This is a genomic window from Nocardioides aequoreus (assembly GCF_000720335.1).
Classification (GTDB): Bacteria; Actinomycetota; Actinomycetes; order Propionibacteriales; family Nocardioidaceae; genus Marmoricola; species Marmoricola aequoreus.
Genome location: NZ_JOJN01000019.1, coordinates 43,067 through 63,809, shown reverse-complemented (window position 1 = coordinate 63,809; position 20,743 = coordinate 43,067). Strand labels below are relative to the sequence as shown.

The following is a 20,743-nucleotide window of genomic DNA, read 5'->3' as shown; positions in this document are numbered from 1 at the left end:
CGGAAGGGTCGCCAAGCCCCGGGACGGGGTGGGCGGGGCTCAGGGGAGGGTCAGCACCTCGGCGCCGCTGTCGGTGACCAGCAGGGTGTGCTCGAACTGCGCCGACCAGCGCCGGTCGCGGGTGACCACGGTCCAGCCGTCGTCCCACATCTCCCACTCGTGGGTGCCGAGGTTGAGCATCGGCTCGATGGTGAAGGTCATGCCCGGGAGGATCTCGTCGTCGTGGCGCGGGTCGTCGTAGTGGGGGATCACCAGTCCGGAGTGGAAGGACGTGCCGATGCCGTGGCCGGTGAACTCGCGCACCACGCCGTAGCCGAAGCGGCGGGCGTAGGACTCGATGACGCGGCCGATCACGTTGATCCGGCGTCCGGGGCGCACCGCGTTGATCGCGCGCCGCAGCGCCTCCTGCGTGCGTTCGACGAGGTCGCGCACCTCCTGGTCGACGCCGGGGGTGAGGAAGGTGGCGTTGGTGTCGCCGTGGACGCCGTCGAGGTAGGCCGTGATGTCGATGTTGACGATGTCGCCGTCCTGCACGACGTAGCTGTCGGGGATGCCGTGGCAGACCACCTCGTTGACGCTCGCGCACAGCGACTTGGGGAAGCCCTTGTAGCCCAGCGTCGAGGGGTAGGCGCCGTGGTCGCAGAGGAACTCGTGACCGATCCGGTCGAGCTCGTCGGTCGTGACGCCGGGAGCGACGTGGGAGCCGACGAGGTCGCGCGCCTGCGCGGCCAGCCGGCCCGCGGCCCGCATCCGCTCGATGGTCTCGGCGTCCTTGACCTCCGAGCCGGTGTACGGCGCCGGACCCGGGCGGTCGACGTACTCCGGGCGGGGGATGCCGGGGGGCACGGGTCGTCGCGCGGAGACGCGTCCGGGAGCCATGACAGTCACGTCGGCCAGCGTAGTGTCCGCGACATGAGCGAGTTCTGGTACTGCCTGAAGCACAAGCGGGTCGAGCCCAGGGACGGCTGCCGCAACTCCGACAGGCTCGGCCCCTACGGCTCCGAGGCCGAGGCCGGGCGCGCGCTCGACAAGGTCGAGGAGCGCAACGACGAGTGGGACAACGACCCGAAGTGGAACGACGACGCGCTGGAGGACTAGCCCCGTGAGGAGCCGCTAGCCAACCAGGCCGCCCTCCAGGCCCGGGGCGGTGCGGCCGTCGAGGTGGTGGGCGTCGCGGACGCCGTAGGTCCAGCGGAAGCCGTGGGAGCGCCAGATCTTGAGCACGGCGTGGCTGCCGCTCCGCCAGGCCACCCGCGGGTGGGAGCGGCCGACCCACCACGTGTTCGGCACCCAGCCCGCGGACGTCCAGTAGGGGTTCTCCCACGGGTTGATGTCGATCGAGCGACCTGTGGAGTGCGGTGAGCGCACGCCGGGACGGCCCACGACCTGACGGCAGTTGAAGCCCGAGGTGTTGTCGGCGGCCATCGAGGCTCGGTCGTCGGCGCCCTGCAGCTCGCGGCTCCAGCCGAAGCGGTCGACGCGATACATCGCGCGCAGCGGGAGCTTGCGGGCGTGCATGTCGCCGAAGGCGCGCGCGGCACGCCGGGCCACCGCCTGGTTGACGACGATCTCGCCGCGGTAGCGGTAGCCGTCGAAGCCGTAGTAGTTGACCCGCACCAGGCGCAGCCCGCCCCGCCCCACCGGGCACCCCTGGCGCCAGCTGCGTCCGACCATCGAGCGCCAGACCCTGTCGGAGATCCGGTGGACGACCGCGTTGGCGCCGCGCCCGACGGCGCGGGCCTGCGTGGGCAGGGCGTCGGGACGAGGGCCGCCGAGGGAGACCGGGCGGGCGGGCGGCACGTTCTCGATCCGCGCCGACGCCGAGGTCGCGGCCTGCCACGTGACGCCACGGCGCTCGCCGGCGAGGCCGCGCACCCGCCACCGGGTGTCGCGCCGGGGCTTGACCGTGTAGAGCGCCAGCCCGGTGGCATCGGTACGACGTGCCTTGGCGCGCCGCCAGGCGCCGTCGACGACGCGGTCGAAGACGACGAGGGCCCCGGCGACGGGCTCGCCGGCGCTGGTCAGGAACCGCGCACGCAGCTGCACCGCACGCTCGTCGACCACCTCGGTGGGCGCGCCGAGACGGATCGTGGTCGCCACGGGCGCCACTGGCGCCACGGGGGGCTCGTCGGCCGGGTCGGCCGCGCTGGCCGGGAGCACGGCCCCGGGGCCGAGCGCGGCGCAGAGCAGCAGCACCAGGACGAGGCGGCGGCCGGATCGGTGAGCAGGCACAGGGGGAGTCCTCCCGAGCGAGGGTGTGACCGATGAGGCTAGTGCGCCACGAGCGCACTCGTAGGGTGTTCGCCGTGAGTCGTCAGGAGGTCCCGCGGTCGGGCTTCGTCGGGATGGGTGGCCTGGCGTGCCTGCTCTTCCTCCAGCTCGGCACGGCCACCCTGGCGCCCTGGTGGGTCACGGCGTCGCTGGTCGTGCTGTGGCTGGTGCTGCTGGGCCTCTCGGTGCGCTGGTTCGTGCCGCACCCCCGGCGACTGCCCTGGCTGGTGGTCGGTGGCGTCGCCGTCTGGGCCGCGGTGCTGCCGCTGGGAGCCCGGCTCGGCGCCTGGTAGCTGAGCGCCGGCTCAGCGCGGCGAGACGCGCAGCACCCGGTCGCGGCCGCCGCCGTCGGCGGTCGTGACCAGCAGGTCGCCGCCGGGCAGCTGGGTGATCGAGCGGAGCCGCCCGATGCCGAGCAGCTCGGCGGGACGCCGGATCGTGCCGATGCGCTTCGTGGTGCCCGTCGGCTTCATGAAGGCGACCCGCTCGCCCTTGAGTGCCGCGACCGCCAGGGTGCCGTCGAGGTCGCCCCACCGGGAGCCGGTGACCCAGGCGGCGCCGGAGGTGGCGATGGTGCGGTTGCCCGAGCGCCACCGGGCCGCCTGCTGCACGCCCGGGAGGCCCTTGTCGGTCATCGGCACCGACTCGTCGTAGCCGGGCACGGGGTGCCAGCCGTAGTCGCCGCCGGCCACGATGCGGTTGACCTCGTCGTCGCGCGAGGAGCCGTGCTCGACGGACCACAGGGTGCCGTCGCGGGACTGTGCGAGGCCCTGCACGTTGCGGTGGCCGTAGGAGAGCACCCGCTTGGTCCAGCCGTTGCCGGAGCGCAGGAAGGGGTTGCCGCGCACCGGCCTGCCGGTCACCCGGTCGACGCGCAGCACCTTGCCGCCCCCGGAGCGCAGGTCGCGCGGGTTGCGCCCGACCGCGGCGTCGCCGGTGCCGATGACGAGGTGGCCGCTGCGGGCGATGAGCAGCCGGCAGCCTCCGTGACGCCCGGTGGTGGCGGGCAGGCCGGCGAGGACCACTCGCTCGGCGGTGACGGCGGTGCCGTCGGCGGAGAGCCGGCGGGCGACCACCCGCACGTCGCGACGCGAGGCGCCGTACCCGCCCTGGCAGGTGTAGAAGCGGCGGTTGCTCGCGAAGTCGGGATCGACCTCGAGGCTCATCAGCCCGGTCTCGCCGGCCGACCACACCGCGGCGCGGTCGTAGGCGACCGACGTCACGCGGCCGCCGCCGGCCGCGACGTGCAGCAGTCGCTTGCTGGCGCGCTCCGTGACGAGCAGCGAGCCGTCGGGCAGCGGCTTGACGTCCCACGGCTGGTCGAGCCCGCCGACCAGGGTGGTGACCCGCAGGTCGGGCACGGCGGCGCCCGTGGGCGGCGCGGCGACGAGCGTGGCGGTGAGGAGTCCCGAGACGAGCGCGGCGAGGAGCGCGAGGAGGCGACGCATGTCGCACACTAACCCGCCCGAAACGGACAGCGACGCCGTCAGCGCATGAATCCCACGGACTGGGGGGCGGTGAAGCCGGGGAACATCGTGCTCAGGGAGCGGTCGGGGAAGCGCTTGCTGACCAGCTCCCACAGCACCGAGCGGTAGTCGGTGGTGACCTTGAGGTCGCCCTCGGCGAGGGCGGCCGCGTCGAGGCGCGGCCACTCGCTGTAGTAGGCGCCGCCCTTCACCCCGGCCCCGGCGACGAGCATCATGTTGCCCCAGCCGTGGTCGAGCCCCTCGTTGCCGTTCTCCGCCACCCGGCGGCCGAACTCGCTGATGGTCACCACGGTCACGCGGGAGCGCAGCGGACCGAGGTCGTCGAAGAAGGCCTTCAGCGAGCGCCCGAGACCGTCGAGGCTCGACTGCATCTGTCCGTAGCCGGTGCGGCCGTAGTTGTTGTGGTAGTCCCACGCGCCGGCGTCGATGGCGATGACGTCGGTGCCGAGGTCGGCGCGGATCAGGCCGGCGGCGCTGCGCAGCGGCGTCGCGAAGGGCGAGGCGTTCCACTCCGTGGGGTACGTCGCGGTGCTCTCGGCTCCCAGGATCTTGCCGTTGGTGCTGCGCGAGATGCTCACGGCCTCGTTGGCGGCCCGGCGGAGCACGCCGCCGGCGCTGCCCCACATGGTGCCGAGGCTGGAGTAGCGGCTGTCGACGTACTCCTTGTCGAGGCCGGCGACCCGGAGCCCGTCGAGGTCGGCCGAGGTGAGCACCGGGGCGTCGCCCGCGAGCGCGGTGCTCGGGAAGGGCGTGCCGAGGCCGACCGCGTCCATGACCCCGCCGTTGGCGGAGGGCGTGGAGCTGGTCTTGCCGACGCCGATCATCCGGTTGATCCACCCGGAGCGCTCGGCGGAGCCGGGAGCGGCGTCCTCGACCTCCTCGGTGGCAGCGAAGTGCGAGCGGTTGACGACGGGGAGGCCCACGGCCTGGATGGCGGCCAGCTCGCCGCTCTGCCACAGCGGCGCGAGCGGTGCGAGCTTCGGGTGCAGGCCGAACATGTCGTCCTTGCACACCAGCTGGTCGGCGGGGATGGCGATCTTGGGGCGCGCCTTGTAGTAGCCCGGGTCGCCGTGGGGCACCACCACGCCGAGGCCGTCGATGCCACCGCGCAGCGAGAGCACGACCAGGGTGTTGCCGCCCTTGGCGCCGGCGAAGCTGGCCTGCAGCATCGAGTCGCCCAGCATCTGGGTGACCGACAGTCCGGCCCCGACACCGAGGGCGCCCTTGAGGACGGTACGGCGCGACGCGGCGGCTGCGGCGAAGTCGGAGCAGCAGTCCCGCGGCGCGGTCTCGTGGGGAAGCGCGGTCATCTCGTGGCCTTCGGTGTCGTGGTGCGGCGTGCTGCGGCGTGGTGGGTCGGGTGGGAGGGCTCAGGTGAGCATGTGGTCGGGGGAGTCGAGCAGCATCGCGACCAGGCGCGTGCCGAGCCAGCCGTGGACGCTCGACTTCGCGTCGATGGGCCGGCTGGTGCTGAACCAGGTAGCCCCCGAGACCGCCTGGCGTGCGGCCCGCTGGGTGCGGGCGTCGGCCGGCCGGCCGAGGAGCCGCCGCGACACGTGGTCGACGTGCTGCTCGAAGCTGATGCCGTTGGCGCGCACCCAGTAGCCCGCCGGCTTGTACGTCGCTCCCTTGGGCCACCAGCCGCCCGCGTGGTTCCAGTGCATCTGGTAGGAGCCGAACATGCGCGACGGGGTCGCCCAGGCGGTGTTGCGTGACGGCGGACCGTCGGGCCGGGGCCACGCGAAGACCTGCAGGCTCTCGTGGGTCCAGTTGGCGTGCCGGGCGTAGGTGTTGTCGCCGTCCCTGTTGGTGTGGGCCTGGTTGGCGTCGACCTCGAGCACGCGCGCCGTGGCGACCAGGTCGTCGATCGGCGCCCGCACCTTCTGGCCGGCGGAGCCGAGGAACTCCGGGTGGGCCGCGAGCGTCATCAGCATCGCGGCGATCGAGGTGTCGGCGGCGAGGTAGGCCCGGGCGAGGGCGCCCACCAGCGCGTCGGAGGGCTCGTCCTTGCACAGCGCGCGAGCCAGCTTGCGTGCCAGGTTGGTGGCCGTGGCGGGGTGGTGGGCGAGGTGGCGCAGGTAGTCGATCGTGACCTGCCGGCCGTCCCCGGCGGCGTTGGCGTGGCGGAAGCCCAGCACGCTGACGGCGCCGGTGGTGTGCTTGCCCTGGTCGTAGACCGGGTCGAAGCGCCCGGCGCCCGGGTTGAAGTCGACGCTCCAGCCGGAGAGGATCTTGGCGGAGTCCTTGACCATCGCCTCGGTGTAGCCGGCGCCCACGCCCACGGTGTGCACCTCGAGCAGCTCGCGACCCTGGTTCTCGTTGGGGTTGCCGCGCACCGAGCGGTAGTTGTCGAGGTAGAGCAGCATCGCCGGGTGCAGCGCCGTCTCGCGCAGCAGGTCCTCGAAGCGACCGAAGGCGTGCTGGCGGATGGTGGCGTCGTAGTCGAAGCGCCAGACCCACGCGCGGTCGTGCGAGATCGGGATGTGCAGGTTGGCGGACCAGAAGTCCGTCATCCGCTCCAGCACGGTGCGCTCGGAGTAGATCCGGCGCAGGATCGACCAGTTGCCGAGCTCGTGGCCGTAGACCCAGCCGCCCTTGACCTGGTTGGCCTGGTTGCTCCAGCGCGTGGCGGCGGAGTCGGTGCGCAGCGAGCGGAACCAGCCGTCGACGGTCGCGACCTTCGGGTGCTCGGCGAAGCGGGCCGGCGAGGTGACCTGCGCCTGCAGCCAGGCAGCCGGCGTGGCGAAGCCGCGCAGCTGCAGCAGGGCGCGCTGCGAGTAGCCGGTGCCGAAGCGGTTGAGGAAGAGCCGCTCCACGGCGGTGGGCGTCATCGTCTGGGCCTGCGTCGGCGTCGTGACCAGGGCGTACGGGTCGGACGGGCGCGGCGGCGTCTGGGCGGCCTTGGCCTTGGCCTCAGCAGCGGCCTTGGCCTTGGCCTCGGCAGCCGCCTTCGCCTTGGCCTCGGCCTGCGCCTTGGCCTTCGCGGCGGCGGCAGCCTTGCGTCGGGCCTCGGCGCGCGCCTTGGCCCGGGCCTTCGCACGAGCGCGGGCACGTGCCTTCGCACGCGCCTTGGCACGCGCCTTCGCGCGGGCAGCCCTCGTCCTGCGGGCCTGCAGCGCCGTCCTGGCGCCTCCTACCGAGATCACTGACACGGGATCCGTCCACTCATCAGGTGTTGATGGTGAAATTTTGCCACAGATGGTGGCAAAACGGACAGACGTTGACTCGAGAGGCGCGGGTGTCTCGTCCCGTGGACGCCTAGAAGGTGCGGGCCTCGTCGGGGAAGCTCTGGTCGCGCACCTCGGCGGCGTAGGCGCGCGCCCCCTCGAGCAGGACGCCGCGCACGTCGGCGTACTGCTTGACGAAGCGCGGCATCCGGCCGGCGCGGAGGCCGAAGGCGTCCTGCCACACCAGCACCTGGGCGTCGCAGTGCGGCCCGGCGCCGATGCCGATGGTGGGGATGGTCAGCTGCTCGGTCACCTGGGCGGCGACGTCGCCCGGCACCATCTCCATCACCACCGCGAAGGCGCCGGCCGCCTCGACCGCCCGCGCGTCGGCGAGCACGCGCTCGGCGGTCTCTCCGCGGCCCTGCACCCGGTAGCCCCCCAGGGCGTGCTCGCTCTGCGGCGTGAAGCCGATGTGGGCCATCACGGGGACGCCGCCGCGGCTCAGGAGCTCGATCTGGGGTGCCATCTCGGCGCCGCCCTCGAGCTTGACGGCGTGGGCGCCGCCCTCCTTCATGAAGCGCACCGCGGTGTCGTAGGCCTGCTCGGGGGAGCGCTGGTAGGAGCCGAAGGGCAGGTCACCCACGACGAGCGCGCGGCGTACGGACCGGGCGACGGCGAGGGTGAGGGGGAGGAGCTGGTCGACCGTGACCGGGAGGGAGGTGGTGTTGCCCAGCACGTTGTTGGAGGCGCTGTCGCCGACGAGCAGCACCTCGATGCCCGCCTCGTCGAAGACCTCGGCGGTGTACATGTCGTAGGAGGTCAGCATCGCGAAGCGCTCACCCCGCTGCTTCATCTCCCGCAGGTGGTGGGTGCGGACGCGCTTGGTGGGCGGCGGTGTCGTGGCCGGCCCGCTGCCGTAGGGGGCGCTCTCCTCGCTCATGCGCCGAGGCTATCGGCCACACTGGGCCCGTGGACTTCCGATCGGTGTATGCGCACGGCTTCGCGCGGATCGCCGCCTGCACCGTGCCGGTGCGGGTCGCGGACCCGGCGGCCAACGTCGAGGTCGTGCTGGAGCAGGCCCGCGGCTGCCACGACGAGGGGGTGGCGGTCGCGGTCTTCCCCGAGCTCTGCCTGACCGGGTACGCCGTCGACGACCTCTTCCTCCAGGACGCCCTGCTCGACGCGGTCGACGAGGCGCTCGCGCGACTCGTCGAGGCGAGCAGGGAGCTGCGCACGGTGATGGTCGTGGGCGCCCCCGTGCGGCACCTGCACCGGCTCTACAACTGCGCCGTGGTCATCCACCGCGGCCAGGTCCTGGGCGTCGCGCCGAAGACCTTCCTGCCCACCTATCGCGAGTTCTACGAGAAGCGTCACTTCGGGTCCGGCGGCGACCAGCGCGACGGCGCCGTCGTCGACGTGCTCGGCAAGACGGTCCCCTTCGGCGTCGACCTGCTCTTCGAGGTCAGCGACGTGCCCGGCCTGACCTTCCACGCCGAGGTGTGCGAGGACATGTGGGTGTCGGTGCCACCCAGCGCCGAGGCGGCGCTCGCCGGCGCGACCGTGCTGCTCAACCTCTCGGGCTCGCCGATCACGATCGCGCGGGCAGAGGACCGGCGGTTGCTGGTCCGCTCGGCCAGCCTGCGCTGCCTCGCGGCGTACGTCTTCGCGGCCGCGGGGGAGGGCGAGTCGACCACCGACCTGTCGTGGGACGGCCAGACCATGGTCTACGAGATGGGCGACCTGCTCGGTGAGAGCGAGCGTTTCCCCGAGGGTCCCCGGCGCACCGTGGTCGACGTCGACCTCGACCGGCTGCGGCAGGAGCGGATGCGCGTCGGCTCGCACGACGACAACCTGCGGGCGCAGGGGGTGCGAGCGGAGGACTTCACCAGGGTGGGGCTCGCGCTCGACCCGCCGGCCGGCGATCTCGGGCTCCGCCGCAAGGTCGACCGCTTCCCCTTCGTGCCCGACGACCCGGCCCGGCTCGCCCAGGACTGCTACGAGGCCTACAGCATCCAGGTCTCCGGCCTCGAGCAGCGGCTGCGCGCCATCGGCGACGACGACTGGCAGCCGAAGGTCGTGATCGGCGTCTCCGGTGGGCTCGACTCGACGCACGCGCTCATCGTCGCGGCGCGGGCGATGGACCGGCTGGGGCGCCCGCGCAGCGACGTGCTCGCCTTCACCCTGCCCGGCTTCGCGACCGGCGAGACCACCAAGGCGTACGCCACCGGGCTCGCGAAGGCGCTGGGCGTCTCCTTCGAGGAGATCGACATCCGCCCCGCCGCCCGGCAGCTGCTGGCCGACCTCGGGCACCCCGCGTCGCAGGGCGAGCACGTCTACGACGTCACGTTCGAGAACGTGCAGGCAGGGCTGCGCACCGACTACCTCTTCCGTCTCGCCAACCAGCGCGGCGGCATCGTGCTCGGCACCGGTGACCTCTCCGAGCTGGCGCTGGGCTGGTGCACCTACGGCGTCGGCGACCAGATGTCGCACTACAACGTCAACGCCGGGGTGCCCAAGACCCTGGTGCAGCACCTGATCCGCTGGGTCGCCGACAGCGAGCAGCTGGGGGAGCGCGAGGGAGAGGTCGGTCGGCTGCTGCGCGAGATCGTCGCCCAGGAGATCACCCCCGAGCTGGTGCCGACGCGCGAGGGCGAGACGCCGCAGAGCACCGAGGCCAGCGTCGGGCCCTACGCGCTGCAGGACTTCACGCTGTGGCACGTGCTGCGCCAGGGTGCGCGCCCGAGCCGGATCGCCTTCCTGGCCCACCACGCCTGGGGCGACGCGGAGGCGGGGGAGTGGCCCCCCGGCTACCCCGAGGAGCTGCGCCCGGCGTACACGCTGGAGGAGGTGCGGCACTGGCTCGAGGTCTTCGTGCGCCGCTTCTTCGCCAGCCAGTTCAAGCGCTCCGCGCTGCCCAACGGGCCGAAGGTCAGCCCCGGCGGCACCATGTCGCCGCGCGGCGACTGGCGGATGCCGAGCGACGCCTCGCCCGCCGCGTGGCTGCGCGACCTCGAGCGGGTGCCGCGTGAGCAGGACTGACCCGGTGCGCGTGCTCGTGGTCGAGCACGAGGCCGGTGCGCCGGCCGCGCTGCTCGGACAATGGCTGCAGCAGGCCGGCGCCGACCTCGACGTACGCCGCCCCTACGCCGGCGACGACCTGCCCGACACCCTCGACGACCACGACGCGCTGCTGGTCCTGGGCGGGTCGATGGGGGCGCACGACGACGCCGACCACTGGTGGCTCGAGCCGACCAAGGCGCTGGTACGCCGCGCGGCCGAGGAGCGCGTCACCACCCTCGGCGTCTGCCTGGGCCACCAGCTCGCCGCGGTCGCGCTGGGAGGCAGGTCGGCGCGCAACCCCGCGGGGCAGCAGCTCGGCCTGCTGCCCGTGGGCTGGACCTGGGCGGTGCACGACGATCCCCTCTTCGCCGCGGCTCCCGGCGCCGCTGGCCGCGGCCTGCACTGGAACGACGACGTGGTGGTGGAGCAGCCGCCCGGCACCGTGGTGCTGGCGCTGGCCCCGGGCGGCGAGCTGCAGGTCGCGCGCTACGCCCCGACGGTGTGGGGCGTGCAGCTGCACCCCGAGGTCGACGAGGCGATCGTCCGCGGCTGGCACGAGGAGGACCCCGACCGCCACGCCGAGGGTGTGGTGGGTCCTGTGCTCGCGGCGGTGACCGAGGCCCGCGACGAGCTGGAGCGCTCCTGGAGGCCCCTGGCCGAGCAGCTGGTCGCCCTCGCGCGGCAGCCGCGCGAGGCCTACCCCTAGGCTCGCTCCATGGGCAAGCAGGAAGACTTCGTGCTGCGGGCGCTCGAGGAGCGTGACGTCCGCTTCGTGCGACTCTGGTTCACCGACGTGCTGGGCTACCTGAAGTCGGTGTCGGTCGCGCCGGCCGAGCTCGAGGGAGCCTTCTCCGAGGGCATCGGCTTCGACGGCTCGGCGATCCAGGGGTTCGCGCGCGTCACCGAGGCCGACATGCTGGCCCACCCCGACCCCACGACCTTCCAGCTGCTGCCGTGGCGGGGCGACTCCCCGGCCACCGCGCGGATGTTCTGCGACATCGGCATGCCCGACGGCTCGCCGTCGTACGCCGACCCGCGCTACGTGCTCAAGCGCACGCTGCAGAAGGCCTCGGAGAAGGGCTTCACCTTCTACACCCACCCCGAGATCGAGTTCTACCTCTTCCAGGGCCGTCCGGGCATGGGGGAGGAGCCGGTGCCGGTCGACCGGAGCGGCTTCTTCGACCACACCGCCCAGTCGCGGGGCGCCGACTTCCGCCGCGAGGCGATCACGATGCTGGAGTCGATGGGCATCTCGGTGGAGTTCAGCCACCACGAGGGCGGTCCGGGCCAGCAGGAGATCGACCTGCGCTACGCCGACGCGCTCTCGACGGCCGACAACATCATGACCTTCCGCACCGTGGTGCGCGAGGTGGCGCTGAGCCAGGGGATCTGGGCGAGCTTCATGCCCAAGCCCTTCACCACCCACCCCGGGTCGGGCATGCACACCCACCTCTCGCTCTTCGAGGGCGACAGCAACGCCTTCTTCGAGGCCGGCGCGGAGTACCAGCTCTCCAAGACCGCCCGTCACTTCATCGCCGGCCTGCTGCGGCACGCAGCCGAGATCACGGTGCTCACCAACCAGTGGGTCAACTCCTACAAGCGGCTCATCGGCGGCGGCGAGGCGCCGTCGTACATCTGCTGGGGGCACAACAACCGCTCGGCGATGGTGCGGGTGCCGATGTACAAGCCCGACAAGGCGCAGTCGACCCGCATCGAGCTGCGCACGATCGACGCCGCCTGCAACCCCTACCTGGCCTTCGCGGTGATGCTCGCCGCCGGCATGAAGGGCCTGGAGGAGGAGTACGAGCTCCCGCGCGAGGCCGAGGACGACGTGTGGTCGCTCAACGAGCGCGAGCGCAAGGCCCTCGGGCTCGAGCAGCTGCCCAAGAACCTCAGCGAGGCGATCCGCGTCGCCGAGGACTCCGAGCTGCTGGCCGAGACCCTCGGCGAGCACGTCTACGAGTTCTTCCTGAAGAACAAGCGGGCGGAGTGGGAGGAGTACCGGGGGCAGGTCTCGGCCTTCGAGCGCGACCGGATGCTGCCCGTCATCTGAGGGTGGCGAGCGGCCGCGGATCCGATTCGCCGTACAGCGCGTCAGATGTGGCGTAGACATGAGTATCCGTACCGATGCACCGGGGCCTCGGTCGACGCGATGGTGGTGACATGAGACGACGTGGCACGCACGAGGACGACTCCACGCCGGTCAGCAGCCTGACCCTGCCCAGCGACGCCGAGGCCGACCTGCGCCTCGCGGGCGACGCGGTCACGGTCACGGTGCGCGGCGACGTCGACCTGCACACCGCCCCCGACCTGCGGGCGACGCTCGCCGCGGCGGTCGACGAGCACGCCGAGCTGGTGCTGGTGCACCTCGACGAGGTGACCTTCCTCGACTCGACCGGGCTGGGCGTGCTGGTCAGCGCCTGGAAGGCCCAGCGGGCCGCCGATCGGCGGCTCGAGCTCGTCTGCAGCCGCCCCGAGCCGCTGAAGCTGCTGCGCCTGACCGGGCTCGACCGCGTGATCACGGTGCACCCCGGCACGCCGTACGCCGAGTGAGCGACCCACTGTCGCTCACCTGGCTGCGGATCGCCGGGTGGGTCGGCCTCGTGGTCGCTGCGGCAGGCGTCGTGGGCGGGGCGGCCGCGATCGTGGTCGACCTCGCGCGCACCGACGACGAGATGCACGGGCTCGGCGTGCTGCTGGGCGGTGTGGTCGTGCTCCTCGCCTGCGTGCCCGGTGCTCTCGCGGTGGCCGTGCTGCGGCTGCGCGAGCGCCGTCCCCAGGGGGTCTCCCTGCTCGCGGTGCTGCTGGGGGTCGTGCTGTGCGTGTTCGCCCCGGCCGTCGTCGGCTTCTTCGTCCCAGTGCTCTCGGTGCCGGCGCTGCTGCTCGGGCTGCTGGTGCTCGGCCTCGGGGTCGCGGCCTCGGTCCGGCTGCGACGCGCGCCGAGCGGGTCCGGCCCGGTGGGCGACCGGCGGTAGGTTGCCCTGGTGGCCGCCCCTACCGACAGCGCGACCGGGCCGCCCCTCGGCAGCCTCGCGCGTCTGGGGTTCCACGACCCCGACCGCGCGGCCGCCCAGCTGGCGCGGCTCGGCGACGTGGTGACACCGCTCGCGCCGCTGCTGGGGCGAAGCGCCGACCCCGACCAGGCGCTCGACGGGCTGGTCGCCCTCGCCGAGGCCGCCACCGACCGGGAGCAGCTGCTCTTGGAGGTCGCCGACGACGAGGGCACCTCGATGCGGCTGCTCAGCGTGCTCGGCGGGAGCACCGCCCTGGCCGACCACCTGCGACGGCACCCGGGGCACTGGCGCGAGCTGTGCGACCCCACCATCGGCTCCACCCGGCCGACCCGGGCGGCGATGCGCCGGTGGCTGATGGAGGCCGTGGGCGCCGACCCCGCGGAGGCGGCGCCCGTGGCCGGAGTCGACCCCGCCGAGGCGTGCGACGCGCTGCGGGTGGAGTACCGCCGGCAGCTGCTGCGCCTGGCGGCCCGCGACCTGGCGCACGCGCTGGGGATCGACGACGTCGCGGCCGAGCTCTCCGACCTCGCCCTCGGCACCCTCGACGCCGCGCTCGCGGTGGCCCGCGCCATGCACCCCGACGCCGGCCGGGCGTGCCGGCTCGCGGTGGTCGCGCTGGGCAAGTGCGGCGGCCACGAGCTCAACTACGTCTCCGACGTCGACGTCGTCTTCGTCGCCGAGGCGCCGCTCGCCGAGGCGTCGCAGGAGCAGCCGACGGAGGAGCACGAGGCGCTCCGCGCGGCCACGCAGCTGGCCTCGGCCATGATGCGGGTCTGCGGCGACCACACCCGTGAGGGCACCATCTGGCCGGTCGACGCCAACCTGCGGCCCGAGGGCCGCTCCGGCCCGCTGGTGCGCAGCCTGGAGAGCCACCGCGGCTACTACGAGCGGTGGGCCAAGACCTGGGAGTTCCAGGCGCTGCTCAAGGCGCGTCCGGCGGCGGGCGACCTCGCGCTGGGGGAGGAGTACCTCGAGATGGTCGGCCCGCTCGTGTGGTCGGCCGTCGAGCGCGACGGCTTCGTCGAGGAGGTGCAGGCGATGCGCCGCCGGGTGGTCGACCACATCCCGGCGCGCGAGTCCGAGCGGCAGCTCAAGCTCGGCCCCGGCGGGCTGCGCGACGTTGAGTTCGCCGTGCAGCTGCTGCAGCTGGTGCACGGCCGCACCGACGAGGCGATCCGCTCGCCCACGACGCTGAGCGCCCTCGCGCGGCTGACCGAGCGCGGCTACGTCGGCCGCGACGACGGCCGGGCGCTGCACGAGGCCTACGCCTTCCTGCGGACCATGGAGCACCGGCTGCAGCTGCACCAGCTGCGTCGTACCCACGTGGTGCCGACCGACGAGGTCTCGCTGCGGCGGCTCGGGCGCTCAATGGGCTTCCGCCGCGACCCGGTCGCCGAGCTCGACGATCGCTGGCACTACCACCAGCGCGAGGTGCGGCGGCTGCACGAGAAGCTCTTCTACCGCCCGCTGCTCTCCGCGGTCGCGCGGATCAGCGGCGACGAGGCGCAGCTCTCGCCGGAGTCGGCCAAGCAGCGGCTCGCGGCCCTGGGCTACCTCGACCCGACCGCGGCGTTGCGCCACCTGCAGGCGCTCACCTCCGGCGTACGCCGCAGCGCGCAGATCCAGCGGCAGCTGCTGCCGGCCATGCTGGGCTGGTTCGGCGACACCCCCGACCCCGACGCGGGGCTCTTCGGCTTCCGCCAGCTCTCCGAGGCGCTCGGGGGCACGCCGTGGTACCTGCGGCTGCTGCGCGACGAGGGCGAGGTCGCGCAGCGGACCGCGCAGGTGCTCGGGACCAGCCGCTACGCCACCGACCTGCTGCGGCGTGAGCCGCAGGCGGTCGCCTTGCTGGCCGAGGACAAGCTGGCCCCGCTCTCCCGCGAGGCGGTGCTGACCGAGATGCGGGCGGCGGCCGGTCGGCGCGACGAGCTCGCGGACGCCGTCCGCGCCGTCCGTGCCGTGCGCCGGCGCGAGCTGCTCCGGATCTCGGTGGCCGACCTGTGCGTGCCCTTCGGGGTCGAGGAGGTCGGCTACGCCCTCACCGACGTCGCCACGGCGACGCTGCAGAGCACCCTCGAGAGGGTCACCCGCGCGGTGGCCGAGACGCGAGGGGCGGAGCCGCCCACGCGGCTCGCCATCGTCGCGATGGGGCGCTACGGCGGGCACGAGCTCGGCTACGGCAGCGACGCCGACGTGATGTTCGTCCACGACCCGCTGCCGGGCGCCGACGCCCAGGAGGCGGCGACCTTCGCCCGCACCGTGGTCAACGAGCTGCGCCGCCTGCTCAGCGAGGCCGGCAAGGACCCCGCCCTCGAGGTCGACGCCGACCTGCGGCCCGAGGGCCGCCAGGGACCCATGGTGCGCACGCTGGCGTCGTACGCCGCCTACTACGCCACGTGGTCGGCCGTCTGGGAGGCGCAGGCGCTGCTGCGCGCGAAGGCGGTCGCCGGCGACCCCGACCTGTGCCGGCGCTTCACCGAGCTGGTCGACCCGCTGCGCTTCGCCCCCGACGGCCTCAGTGCCGACGACACCGTGGAGATCCGCCGCATCAAGGCGAGGGTCGACGCCGAGCGGCTGCCTCGGGGCGCCGACCCGGCCACCCACTTCAAGCTGGGTCGCGGTGGGCTGGCCGACGTCGAGTGGACCGTGCAGCTGCTCCAGATGCAGCACGCGGGGGAGGTGCCCGGGTTGCGCACGACCAAGACCCTCGAGGCCCTGGAGGCGGCGGTGGCCGCCGACCTGCTCGACCGCGACGACGCCGACGCCCTGGCGCAGGCCTGGCGCTTCGCCAGCCGCGCGCGCAACGCCACGGTGCAGGTGAGGGGCAAGGCGGCCGACCAGCTGCCGCGCGACGCCCGCGAGCGCGCGGCCGTCGCGGCGGTGCTGCAGTACCCGCCGGACGCCACCGAGGCGATGGTCAACGACTACCTGCGCACCGCCCGCCGTGCCCGCACGGTCGTCGACCGGGTGTTCTGGGGTGACCTCGAGTGAAGCTGTGTACTTCAGATCGCGCGGAAGAAGCTATCATCTTCAGATGACCTCGCTGAAGTCCTCTGCTTCAGGCAGCCCGCGTGCCGCCGTCATCGGCGACGTGGTGTCCTGGCGCCGGGTGGGCGACCGGACGGCGCTGCTGCGTCGCCTCGACCGGGTGCTCGCGGCGGCCAACGACCGCTTCGAGACCGTCACGCCGTGGCGCGTCACGGTGGGCGACGAGTTCCAGGCCAGCTTCGCGGGCCTCGGGGAAGCCCTCCGGGCGAGCTCCTGGGTGAGCCTGGCGCTGGGTGACGACGCCGAGGAGCACGCCGTCGAGGTGCGCCACGGCATCGGGTGGGGAGGCGCCGAGGTGCTGGAGCGTGAGCCCTTCTTCGAGGACGGCCCGGCGTGGTGGGCCGCCCGGGACGCCATCGACGACGTCGAGGCGCAGTCGCGTCGCCCGGGTCTCGGCACGCGCCGTACGTCGTTCCGCGTCGCGCCCGACGTCGACGGACCCGACCCGGCCCTCGTCGAGGCGCTGCTCGTCTGTCGGGACCAGGTGGTGCAATCGCTCTCGACACGCTCGCGACGGTTGCTGCGCGGGGTGCTCGAGGGTCGCAGCCAGGCCGAGCTGGCGGCGTCCGAGGGCATCTCCGCCTCGGCCGTCTCGCAGCGGGTCCGTCGCGACGGCCTCACCGCGCTGGCGGAGGTCGACGAGCTGCTGAGGAGGGTGCGATGACCTGGATCGGGTTGCTGCTGGCGGGCGTCGCGACCACCGACCTGGTGCGCTCGGTCACTCCCGGACGCGTGCCCGGCTGGGTCGGCGGCCTGGTGGCACTGTTGCTGCTCACCCTGCTCACCGGTGCCCACGGCCCGCTGGCGCTGGTCACGCTGCTCGTGGGGGCGGTGCTGGTGGTCGCGTGGGACCGCTGCGTGGCCCTCGCCGACTCTCGCCCGGGACCCTGGTCCGCGGCCCCCGCCCTGCTGGTGCTGGGCGGTGGGCTGCTGCTCGCCCTGCTCGCCGCACCCTGGTCGCCCGCGGCCGGCGGACTGCTGTCGGAGTGGCTGCAGCGCAGCCCCTGGCCCTCGGTGGAGAGCCTCGACCCCGATCGCGCCGTGCTGCTGCTCGGCGTCCTGCTGGCCCAGCTCTCGACCGGCAACGTGCTGGTGCGGCTGGTGCTCGCGGTGACCGACACGGTCGCGCCGCGCCTGGTGCACACGGTCGACGACCCCGCCGAGCAGCTGCGCGGCGGCCGCCTGCTGGGCCCGATGGAGCGGCTGGTGATCGTGGGCCTCGGACTGGCCGGCCAGCTCACCGCGGCGAGCATCGTCATCGCGGCGAAGGGGCTGCTGCGCTGGCCCGAGCTGCAGTCCCGGGTCGACCAGCACCAGGTGCACCGGCTGACCGAGTACTTCCTCGTCGGCAGCTTCGTCAGCTGGCTCGTGGCGCTGGGGGGCCTGGTGCTGGCGCACTGAGCGCCGCCCGGGTGGTCGAGGCGGACGCTGCATCGCTCCTCGGCTGGTCGAGGACGGCGCGCAACCCCGGGTGGTCGAGGAAGGCGCGCAGCGATCCCGGGTGGTCGAGGAAGGCGCGCAGCGCCTGTCTCGAGACCCGGTGAGGTGCGAGGCGTGCGGGGGTCTCGACAGGCTCGACCGACAGGGCGCGGGTGGTCGAGGAAGGCGCAGCGACCTCGGGTGGTCGAGGAAGGCGCGCAGCGCCTGTCTCGAGACCGGGTGAGGTGTGCGGCGTGCGGGGTCTCGACAAGCTCGACCGACAGGGCGCGGGTGGTCGAGACGGGCGCGAAGCGACCCCGGGTGGTCGGACGGCGCGGCGACCCCGGGTGGTCGAGGAAGGCGCGCAGCGCCTGTCTCGAGACCCGGTGAGCGGGCGGCGTACGGGGTCTCGAGACGGTTGCTGCGCAACCTCCTCGACCACCCCGGTGGTGGGCGCGCAGCTCGCAGGTCGCGTCTCGCAGGACAACTTGCTCCCGCATCGCGGGTGGTGGGTCGTGGCGGTCGACCGAGGCGTCCGCGGCGAGGTCGATGACGGGTCGGATCCTCACGGTGGCGCCGTCGATGCCGCAGCGGCTGAGCCAGCCGGAGAAGAGGTTGGTCGACAGCGCGCCGAGCCGCTCGACGACCGCCACGCCGTCTCCCTCGAGGTCGGAGGGCGTGAGGTGAACGTTCAGGTTGACGATGCTGGCAGTACGGGGCTGGGCATCGCTCGTTGCTCCGGTCATGAGGTCCAACGCGTGCTGCGGGTCCGCGAGGACGCCGACGGCCTTGGCGCGGCGAACGTCGAGGGCGTCGGTGTCGCCCAGCTCCTTCAGCTCGCCGGCGAGTCGTCCGACGGTCTGATCGAAAGCCAGAGCATCCGGGGTGTCGAGGGTCAGGTGGAGGTCGGTGACGCCGGGGGCGCGTCCGTCGCGCTGCAGCCAGACCCCGCGCCGGGCGGCTGCGGCTTCTTCGTCGGCGTGCGCGCGGTCGGGGTCGGCGTGGAGCCGGGCTTCGTGGACCAGCCGCGCCGCGCCCGCGGCGGTGAGCTGGTCGAGCCGGTCGGGCACGGCGCAGAGCAGCCGGTCGGCGTGCAGCGCGGCGTCGAGGCTCAGGTCGCGGGTCTCCCGCGAGATCGCGCGGGCGCGCCAGACCGCGATCCGCCCCGCACGCATCAGCTCCCACAACCGCGGGAGCCGGAACGCGAGCTCCAACGTGTCGCCGAGCAGCTGTTGGGCGTGCTCGGTCGGACGGCCCAGGGCGGCGGCGAGCTCGAGGGGTGCGGCCGCAGCGACGAGCGGGGCGCCGTCCCCGGCCAAGGGGATCGGACCACCCACGCCGTCGCCGAGGACGAGGCCGTCGTCGCCCCAGCCGGCGTACGCCGCACCCTCGGCGGCGGGGTGCAGCAGCGCCCACTGCAGCGTCAGGCGGAGCTGGCGGGCCTGCGCCTCGTGCTCCTCCGCGCGGGCCTCGACGAGGACGTCGAGGACCTGGCGCTTGGGGAGGTAGGGGCTGGGCTCCATGGACTGATTCTATGCCGGGCCACTGACAATAGAACGTGCGTTCGAGGGTCTGTGGACAAGTCTTCTGGACGAGTGACGGGGTCTCGAGACGGTCGCTGCGCGACCTCCTCGACCACCCGGGGACGGGAGCGACCTCCTCGACCACCCGGGGACGGAAGCGACCTCCTCGACCACCCGGGGACGGGAGCGACCTCCTCGACCGCCCGGTGGGCGGCGTGCGAGGCAGGCTCAGGTCGGGAGCCCGCGCTCCACGAGGGTGACGGCGCGGGCAAGGTCGTCGCCGAGCGGGCGGTCGAGCTTGTCGTCGTCGAGCACCGCGGCCGCCGCCTCGAAGCAGGCGCGGACGGGGGAGTGCGGCAGTCGCTCGGGCGCGGCCCGCAGGGCCCGCACGGCCGCCACCAGCTCGCACGCCAGCACGACCGCCGCCGCGCCCACCACGGCCTCGGACCACCGGGCCGCCTGGGTGGAGAACGACGCGTGCTCCTCCAGCCCGAGCGAGACCACGGCGTGCCCGGTCGAGACGGGCGTCGTCATCGTGCGCGCCCGGGCGAGGGCGTCCTGCGCGACGTACTCGAGGATCATGACGCCGGAGCTGTCGGCGGGACCGGACGCCAGGAAGGCCGGCAGGCCGCTCAGCGACGGGTTGGTCAGCGCACTGAGCCTGGCGGCCGACAGCGAGACGACCGGGTAGGTCGCCTGGCGCAGCGAGTCGAGCGCCGCGCTGAGCCGGGCGGTGACGAAGCCGCCGTGGTGCAGCGGCACCCCGGGCTCGACGACCATGGGGTTCTCGGTGGCGTCGTCGACCTCGACCGAGACGGCGTCGCGGGTGCGCAGCAGCGCGTCGATGAAGGGGGCGTGCACCTGCGGCACGGTGCGCAGGCAGAAGGGGTCCTGCAGCCGCGCGGGAGCCCGGTCGACCCCGTCGTCGAGCAGCTCGCGCAGCCGAGCGGCGACGCGCGCCTGACCGGCGTCGGGGCGCCGGGCGTGCACCCGGGCGTCGTAGGCCTGCAGGGAGCCGCGCAGGGCGGCGACGCTGAGGGCGGCGACCCGCTCGGAGGCCACCGAGATGCGCAGCAGCCGGTCCATCGCCAGGAGCGACGTGGCCAGGGTGAGGGCGTTGCTGCTCATGAAGGGCAGGGCGTCGCCGTCGTCGACCGGGGCGGGGGCGACGCCGCCCAAGCGCCACGGCCGCTCACCGACGAGGGTGAGGCCGAGCTCGGCGAGCGGCACCAGGTCACCGGTGCCGATCGAGCCCCACCGGTGGAGCAGCGGTACGGCGCGGGCCTCGACCGCTGCTCCGAGGGCCTGGGCGAGGCCGGTGCTGACCCCCGAGCGGCCGGAGGTGATCTGGTGCAGCCGGACGGCCATGCCGGTGAGCGCGGTCGTCTCGTCGTAGCTCTCGCCGAAGCCCGCCGCGTGGCTGCGCCACAGCCGCAGGGACGGCGACCCGTGCCCGCCGCTGATGTCGGTGGGCACCGAGCGCAGCGCGCCGACCCCGGTGGTCAGGCCGTAGACGGCACCCGAGCGCCCGGCGGCACGCAGCCCCGCCTGCGCCGCGGTGATCCGCTCGACCGTGGCGTCGGTGAGCACGACGGGCGTCGGTCCCGAGCCGCGCGCCCAGGCGAGCACGTCGTCGAGGGGCAGGTGGGTGGTCTCCATGGTGGCGACCAGTCTGCCGCCCCGCCACCGCGAGCGTCAGGAGGTGGCGGGGGACGGCGGCACGGCCCAACGGGGGGTAGGGAGCCGTGCCGCCG

The 20,743-nt window shown here is 73.8% G+C and carries 17 protein-coding genes; 10 read left to right on the top strand and 7 right to left on the bottom strand.

Features of this window, described 5'->3' with window-relative positions; all coding sequences use genetic code 11:
• Window positions 1-39: 39 nt before the first annotated feature.
• The gene (gene map, locus IG63_RS0119485; RefSeq protein WP_157210312.1) at window positions 40-879 is read right to left on the bottom strand and encodes a type I methionyl aminopeptidase; all 840 of its coding nucleotides are present in this window, start codon (window positions 877-879) and stop codon (window positions 40-42) included.
• Between the two features lie 33 nt (window positions 880-912).
• On the opposite strand from map, the gene IG63_RS0119475 reads away from it, so the two are divergent.
• Complete coding sequence (locus tag IG63_RS0119475) at window positions 913-1,098, top strand: hypothetical protein (protein ID WP_030486009.1); 186 nt, start codon at window positions 913-915, stop codon at window positions 1,096-1,098.
• A gap of 15 nt (window positions 1,099-1,113) precedes the next feature.
• On the opposite strand, the gene IG63_RS21865 is transcribed toward IG63_RS0119475, so the two are convergent.
• The gene (locus IG63_RS21865) at window positions 1,114-2,232 is read right to left on the bottom strand and encodes a M15 family metallopeptidase (RefSeq protein WP_157210311.1); all 1,119 of its coding nucleotides are present in this window, start codon (window positions 2,230-2,232) and stop codon (window positions 1,114-1,116) included.
• 74 nt (window positions 2,233-2,306) lie between these two features.
• On the opposite strand from IG63_RS21865, the gene IG63_RS0119465 reads away from it, so the two are divergent.
• On the top strand, window positions 2,307-2,564 hold the full coding sequence (locus IG63_RS0119465; protein WP_157210310.1) for a hypothetical protein: 258 nt from the start codon (window positions 2,307-2,309) through the stop codon (window positions 2,562-2,564).
• 12 nt (window positions 2,565-2,576) lie between these two features.
• Here the strand turns inward: IG63_RS0119465 and IG63_RS0119460 are convergent, their stop codons facing one another.
• The 4 genes from IG63_RS0119460 to panB form a co-directional block, all read right to left on the bottom strand.
• Window positions 2,577-3,719, bottom strand: coding sequence for a PQQ-dependent sugar dehydrogenase (locus IG63_RS0119460; RefSeq protein WP_030486006.1), 1,143 nt, complete (start codon window positions 3,717-3,719; stop codon window positions 2,577-2,579).
• 38 nt (window positions 3,720-3,757) lie between these two features.
• Window positions 3,758-5,068, bottom strand: a complete 1,311-nt coding sequence (locus tag IG63_RS0119455) for a DUF1501 domain-containing protein (RefSeq protein WP_084597359.1) — start codon at window positions 5,066-5,068, stop codon at window positions 3,758-3,760.
• 60 nt (window positions 5,069-5,128) lie between these two features.
• Complete coding sequence (locus tag IG63_RS21860; protein ID WP_157210309.1) at window positions 5,129-6,910, bottom strand: DUF1800 domain-containing protein; 1,782 nt, start codon at window positions 6,908-6,910, stop codon at window positions 5,129-5,131.
• Between the two features lie 106 nt (window positions 6,911-7,016).
• Window positions 7,017-7,865 carry a 3-methyl-2-oxobutanoate hydroxymethyltransferase gene (gene panB / locus IG63_RS0119445; RefSeq protein WP_030486003.1) on the bottom strand — a complete coding sequence of 283 codons (849 nt, stop codon included), beginning with the start codon at window positions 7,863-7,865 and terminating at the stop codon, window positions 7,017-7,019.
• A 29-nt stretch (window positions 7,866-7,894) separates the two neighbouring features.
• Here panB and IG63_RS0119440 point away from each other — a divergent pair, with 29 nt between their 5' ends.
• From IG63_RS0119440 to IG63_RS0119405, 8 genes are all read left to right on the top strand, one after another.
• On the top strand, window positions 7,895-9,964 hold the full coding sequence (locus IG63_RS0119440) for an NAD(+) synthase (protein WP_030486002.1): 2,070 nt from the start codon (window positions 7,895-7,897) through the stop codon (window positions 9,962-9,964).
• Window positions 9,951-10,691 (top strand): type 1 glutamine amidotransferase, encoded by a 741-nt coding sequence (locus IG63_RS0119435; protein WP_084597356.1) that lies wholly within the window; start codon window positions 9,951-9,953, stop codon window positions 10,689-10,691. The genes IG63_RS0119440 and IG63_RS0119435 overlap by 14 nt, the downstream gene beginning before the upstream one ends.
• A gap of 9 nt (window positions 10,692-10,700) precedes the next feature.
• The gene (locus tag IG63_RS0119430; RefSeq protein WP_030486000.1) at window positions 10,701-12,038 is read left to right on the top strand and encodes a glutamine synthetase family protein; all 1,338 of its coding nucleotides are present in this window, start codon (window positions 10,701-10,703) and stop codon (window positions 12,036-12,038) included.
• Between the two features lie 110 nt (window positions 12,039-12,148).
• Window positions 12,149-12,538, top strand: coding sequence for an STAS domain-containing protein (locus IG63_RS0119425; protein ID WP_084597355.1), 390 nt, complete (start codon window positions 12,149-12,151; stop codon window positions 12,536-12,538).
• Window positions 12,535-12,960 (top strand): hypothetical protein, encoded by a 426-nt coding sequence (locus IG63_RS0119420; protein ID WP_030485998.1) that lies wholly within the window; start codon window positions 12,535-12,537, stop codon window positions 12,958-12,960. Before IG63_RS0119425 ends, IG63_RS0119420 begins: the two co-directional genes overlap by 4 nt.
• 9 nt (window positions 12,961-12,969) lie before the next feature.
• On the top strand, window positions 12,970-15,990 hold the full coding sequence (locus IG63_RS0119415; protein ID WP_051707291.1) for a bifunctional [glutamine synthetase] adenylyltransferase/[glutamine synthetase]-adenylyl-L-tyrosine phosphorylase: 3,021 nt from the start codon (window positions 12,970-12,972) through the stop codon (window positions 15,988-15,990).
• 43 nt (window positions 15,991-16,033) lie between these two features.
• Window positions 16,034-16,711, top strand: coding sequence for a SatD family protein (locus tag IG63_RS0119410; protein ID WP_084597354.1), 678 nt, complete (start codon window positions 16,034-16,036; stop codon window positions 16,709-16,711).
• On the top strand, window positions 16,708-17,448 hold the full coding sequence (locus IG63_RS0119405) for a hypothetical protein (protein ID WP_030485995.1): 741 nt from the start codon (window positions 16,708-16,710) through the stop codon (window positions 17,446-17,448). Before IG63_RS0119410 ends, IG63_RS0119405 begins: the two co-directional genes overlap by 4 nt.
• A gap of 1,769 nt (window positions 17,449-19,217) precedes the next feature.
• Here the strand turns inward: IG63_RS0119405 and IG63_RS0119395 are convergent.
• Window positions 19,218-20,648 carry an aromatic amino acid lyase gene (locus tag IG63_RS0119395; RefSeq protein WP_030485994.1) on the bottom strand — a complete coding sequence of 477 codons (1,431 nt, stop codon included), beginning with the start codon at window positions 20,646-20,648 and terminating at the stop codon, window positions 19,218-19,220.
• Between the last annotated feature and the right edge of the window lie 95 nt (window positions 20,649-20,743).